Raw genomic sequence first — 5,247 nt, 5'->3', positions numbered from 1 at the left:
AAAATAGAAATTCTGTGTTGGCGCATTATAACGCCCCCTTTAAAGAGCGCACTTTTCATTGGGTTGTTTAAAAATAACTACTATTTAAAAGAAAGTAGCTTGCATGGAGCGAAGCGAAATACGGGAATTTAATAAATAATAGAGAGATTCTTAACTATACGCTGAATGAGATGCGTTTTTTTATCTTTAAGAGCTTGACATATTGGCTCCATTTGAAAGTTCGCCAAAAAATACTGAATAAGAAATGAGAAGTATATCCTTCACGTCAAAAGGTTTTTTCTAACTCTTAGAAAAGAAATTGAAAAATAGTAAGACCATTTAATTTAAATTTCAAAATATCAGGATATTTGCTATGCATATTCTTCATGGAGGCTAAATCAGTCTTTAGAGAAGCGGTAAAAAAACTTTATTATGTTTCTGTTTTTCGGTTGGAGGAAAAAACGAAGCCTCATAACCTACCTAAAGTTGTTTTTCAAATTAGCAGTATTTCAAGAGGGAAAACTGAAATTGTCGATTATTAAATTGGAACTATTTTTGTTGACCCATTAGCGAGAATTTCGCGCCAGTACTTCAGCAGAAAAGAGAGAGATGTGGTAAAATCCCGCCCATGCAAAGTACCTCTCAACAATTTGACGTCATCGTCGTTGGTGGCGGCCATGCAGGCGCTGAGGCTGCGCTGGTGGCGGCGCGGATGGACGCGCGAACGCTATTGCTGACTCATAACATAGAAACGCTGGGTCAAATGTCCTGCAATCCCGCCATCGGTGGGATTGGTAAAAGCCACCTCGTCAAAGAAATCGATGCGCTTAGCGGAACAATGGCACTTGCGGCCGACCAAGCGGGTATTCATTTTCGAACCCTGAATGCACGCAAAGGTCCAGCAGTTCGTGCAACTCGCGCACAAGCTGATCGGGTCTTATATAAGGCTGCTATCCGCCACGCTTTAGAAAACCAACCTCATTTGTGGCTATTCCAACAAGGCGTCGATGATCTTATTATTCAAAATAATCGAGCAGCAGGCGTCGTGACCCAAATGGGCATCGCTTTTTATGCTCCGACGGTCATTTTAACCATCGGCACTTTCCTAGGCGGAAAAATCCACATCGGCATGAACTATTACCACGGCGGCCGCGCCGGCGACCCCCCCGCCCTCGCGCTGGCGGAGCGTCTTCGCGAAATGCCTTTTCGAGTAGAACGTTTAAAAACGGGCACACCGCCGCGGATCGATGGACGCACCATTGATTATTCCAAATTGATCGAACAACCTAGCGATCAGCCTTTGCCATTAATGTCTTATTGGAGTCATGGCGAAAACCGCCCTCATCAGGTCTCTTGTTTTATTACTCAAACGAACGAAAAAACCCATGGTATCATTCGCAATGCCTTAAAAACCTCACCGCTTTTCTCCGGCGTCATCGAAGGGGTGGGCCCGCGCTATTGTCCGTCCATCGAAGATAAAATCGTGCGCTTTACGGATCGAAATTCACACCAACTTTTTTTAGAACCTGAAGGATTAAACACTCCTGAAGTCTATCCGAATGGTGTCTCGACCAGCTTGTCATTTGACGCCCAACTCGATTTTATTCACAGCATAAAAGGCTTGGAAAAATGTCACATTACGCGCCCGGGTTATGCCATTGAATATGATTATTTTGATCCGCGCGATTTAAAACCCTCTCTTGAAACTAAATACGTTCCCGGACTCTATTTCGCCGGTCAAATTAACGGTACTACTGGCTACGAAGAAGCAGCTGCCCAAGGCTTAATCGCGGGGATTAATGCCGCCTTGCAAATAAAAGAGCGCGCACCTTGGACACCGGCGCGGGATGAAGCGTATATCGGCGTGTTAATTGATGACTTAACGACTCGTGGCACGAATGAACCGTACCGCATGTTCACCAGTCGCGCTGAATACCGACTGCTTTTAAGACAGGATAATGCGGATTTACGGTTAACCGAAAAAGGCCGCAAGTTAGGCTGCGTCGATGACGAACGTTGGAATCTCTTTGTAAAGAAAAAAGAAACGATTGAAAAAGAACAACAACGCTTAAAGAAACAACGGATCTGGCCAAAGTCCACGGCTGCCAAAGCCATTGAGAGTCGTTTTCAACAACTCTTGGAACGAGATTATTCTACCATGGATCTTTTACGACGCCCTGAAATTAATTACCCGGCGCTGATGCAAATTGAAGAATTGGGCCCTGCCGTGTTAGAACCCTCTGTTGCTGAGCAAATTGATATTCAAGCAAAATACGAAGGCTATTTAACCCATCAATTGGCCGAAATTGCCCGGCAAAAAAAATACCAGACTGCGCAGATTCCCTCCTCTCTCGATTATAATCAAGTAAACGGTTTGTCCAACGAAGTTCGACAAAAATTAAATGAAACAAAACCTACCACCCTTGGGCAAGCTAGCCGTATCCCAGGAATCACGCCAGCGGCGATTTCGTTGTTACTCGTTCACTTGAAGAAAAAAGAACTCTATCCTTAACCCCGCTCCGAGCGGAGAAAGAATAATCACCATGATAGAAAAACTAAAACAAGGCATCGACCAATTGGGACTTAAGATCCCAGAAACTATCCGAGAATCAATGCTCACCTTTCTCGTTTTTCTACAAAAATGGAACTGGGCTTATAACCTCACAGCTATTACCGAAATAGCAAGCATGGTCACCCACCATATTTTAGACAGCCTATCTATCCTCCCATATCTGTAAGGGCGGGCGATAAAATCCTCGACGTCGGCAGTGGAGCCGCCTTCCCCCGGTATTCCATTGGCTTTTTTTTCCTGAAAAGCAATTTACCTTGATCGATAGCAAAGCTAAAAAACAGCCTTTTGCTTCAGGCAGCTTCTCGCTTTAAGACAACCAATGTCACTATCATTCAAGAGCGTATTGACTTTTATCAGCCAGCTTTTTATTTTGATGCAATCACCTGCCGGACATTGGGAAGCATTAGTGAGACTATGGAACAAACGAATCATTTGCTGCGTCCGGGCGGGCAATGGTTGATAATGAAGGGGACTTATCCTGAAAAAGAATTACGCGATTCAGGCTTGTCGGCTATTGTACACGTTTTAAATGTCCCAGGATTAAAGGCGGAGCGTCATCTTGTTAGAGTTAAAAATAATAATGGCTAGCGTCTAATGACGATCGTTATCGCCATTGCTAATCAAAAAGGAGGTGTAGGGAAGACCACTTCTGCGGTGAATTTGGCGGCTTCCTTAGGGGCGGCTAAACGCCGTTCTTTACTAATTGATTTAGACCCGCAAGGTAGCGCCACGGTAGGATCAGGCGTCAATAAACAAACGATAACGTCTTCTGTCAACGAGGTACTTTTAGGTGAAGTGACGGCGGAAAAAGCGATCGTCCCTGCTTGTTGGAAATACGATTTATTACCCGCGAATGGTGACCTTACGGTCGCTGAAGTGCGGCTTTTAAAAACGGGCCAGCGCGAGTGCTGTTTAGATGAAGCATTAAACGCGGTTAAAAATAATTACGATTTTATTTTAATTGATTGCCCTCCTTCTCTAAATATGTTGACAGTTAACGCTCTTGTCGCCGCCGGCAGCGTCTTAATACCGATCCAGTGCGAATACTACGCCTTGGAAGGATTAACAAGTTTATTGTCGAGTATTGAGCGGATTCGTAAAAGCATCAATCCAGCGTTAAAAATAGAAGGATTATTGCGAACAATGTATGATGGCCGTAACCGATTAACGGTTGAAGTTTCTGAACAATTACTTACTCATTTTGGAGGGAAGGTATACCAAACCGTCATCCCCCGAAATGTGCGTTTGGCGGAAGCGCCGAGTCATGGGTTGCCTGTTATAAATTATGATAAAAATTCACAAGGCGCTGCTGCCTATTTAGCATTAGCAGGAGAAATCATGCGGCATCATGAGGCGTGTCAATGACACAAAAACGCGGACTGGGCCGAGGACTGAGTGATTTGGGATTAAACGAATTACTCACCGAAATTGATGACGCCTCGTTAGCGGATTCTAAAACAGAATTAAAAAAATTAATGATCGATGTTATTCAACCTGGTCATTATCAGCCACGTCGACAAATGGGTAAAGACACTTTAGAAGAATTAGCAAACTCAATCCGTGCACAAGGCATCATTCAACCGATCGTTGTTCGGCCAGTCGGTCAACGTTATGAAATAATTGCAGGGGAACGACGTTGGCGTGCAGCCCAATTAGCTGGCTTAAAAGAAGTTCCTGCAGTTATCCGTCCCATTACTGATGAGGTGGCGGTCACCATGTCGTTGATTGAAAATATACAACGACAAAATTTAAACGCCATTGAAGAAGCTGCCGCTTTGCAGCGATTATTGGACGAATTTAAAATGACCCATGAGGAGATAGCAGAAGCTGTCGGTAAATCCCGCACGAGCGTTACCAATAGCTTGCGCCTTTTAAAATTAAATCCAGATGTAAAAACATTGTTGGAACAAGGTCACTTGGATATGGGGCATGCACGGGCTTTATTAGCTTTAGAAGGTTTTCAGCAAAGCGAAGCAGCGAATATTATTGTAAACCGAGCGTTATCGGTTCGTGAAACCGAAAAATTAATTCAGTACTGGCAATCGGAAAGTAAATCATCTGCCAACCGCCCAGCAATAGACCCGGATGTGGCGCGCTTACAGCATCATTTATCCGATAAATTGGGTGCGGCCATCACCATTCGACATGGGGCGAAAGGAAAAGGAAAACTCATCATTCATTACAACAGCGCCGATGAATTGGAAGGGATCTTAGATCGAATTCGGTAGTTAAAAATTATGGATAAATCATTAACAGAAATCGAATCGAGCGTAAGTTATTTCTGTCACCCACCAATTTCTGTTGGAGTCTGGTGCTGAGCGCGCCGCCCGCACCGTTTCTCTCGATGCAGGGTTAGAGCACAATTGAGGATAGGCAGTCTAGAAAAAGCAGAATTATTTGGCCGCATTGAAAAATCGTTACCCGCTGCACTAAATTACTTCAATAGTTTATTCCCGCCTATTAGAAGTGATTACAGTCAAAGCATTAACGTATATATCAGTGGATTACCCACATTAGATATTGAAGCTACAGACCACCCTGCGTTAATCTAAATTACCTCTTGGGGCAGAGGGGATTGTGGGTCTCCATCATGATATATAAATAGCGTTAAGAGAAATCCCCAGAATACCCTAGGGATTACGGGCACGAGCGATCGTGCGGGAATTGATTTTATACAATTGTGACTGGATCAAGAT

3 protein-coding genes and 2 pseudogenes are annotated in these 5,247 nt (G+C 44.0%); all 5 read left to right on the top strand.

The annotated features are described in order from the left end of the window. Positions 1-607: 607 nt before the first annotated feature. Positions 608-2,491 carry a tRNA uridine-5-carboxymethylaminomethyl(34) synthesis enzyme MnmG gene (mnmG, locus tag FIV31_RS07215; RefSeq protein WP_280124301.1) on the top strand — a complete coding sequence of 628 codons (1,884 nt, stop codon included), beginning with the start codon at positions 608-610 and terminating at the stop codon, positions 2,489-2,491. A gap of 31 nt (positions 2,492-2,522) precedes the next feature. Then, a pseudogene (gene rsmG, locus FIV31_RS07210) lies at positions 2,523-3,139 on the top strand (16S rRNA (guanine(527)-N(7))-methyltransferase RsmG). A 6-nt stretch (positions 3,140-3,145) separates the two neighbouring features. Beyond that, on the top strand, positions 3,146-3,916 hold the full coding sequence (locus FIV31_RS07205; protein ID WP_280124300.1) for a ParA family protein: 771 nt from the start codon (positions 3,146-3,148) through the stop codon (positions 3,914-3,916). Further along, a complete protein-coding gene (locus FIV31_RS07200) occupies positions 3,907-4,779 on the top strand; it encodes a ParB/RepB/Spo0J family partition protein (RefSeq protein WP_280124299.1) in 873 nt (290 codons plus the stop codon). The genes FIV31_RS07205 and FIV31_RS07200 overlap by 10 nt, the downstream gene beginning before the upstream one ends. A 9-nt stretch (positions 4,780-4,788) precedes the next feature. Continuing rightward, a pseudogene (locus FIV31_RS07195) lies at positions 4,789-4,983 on the top strand (hypothetical protein); the annotation flags it as partial. Positions 4,984-5,247 lie beyond the last annotated feature (264 nt).

The sequence above is a fragment of the Coxiella endosymbiont of Ornithodoros amblus genome, from assembly GCF_019425495.1.
Lineage (GTDB): Bacteria > Pseudomonadota > Gammaproteobacteria > Coxiellales > Coxiellaceae > Coxiella.
Note: the sequence above shows the minus strand (reverse complement) of the source record. Positions and strands in the feature narration are given on the sequence as shown.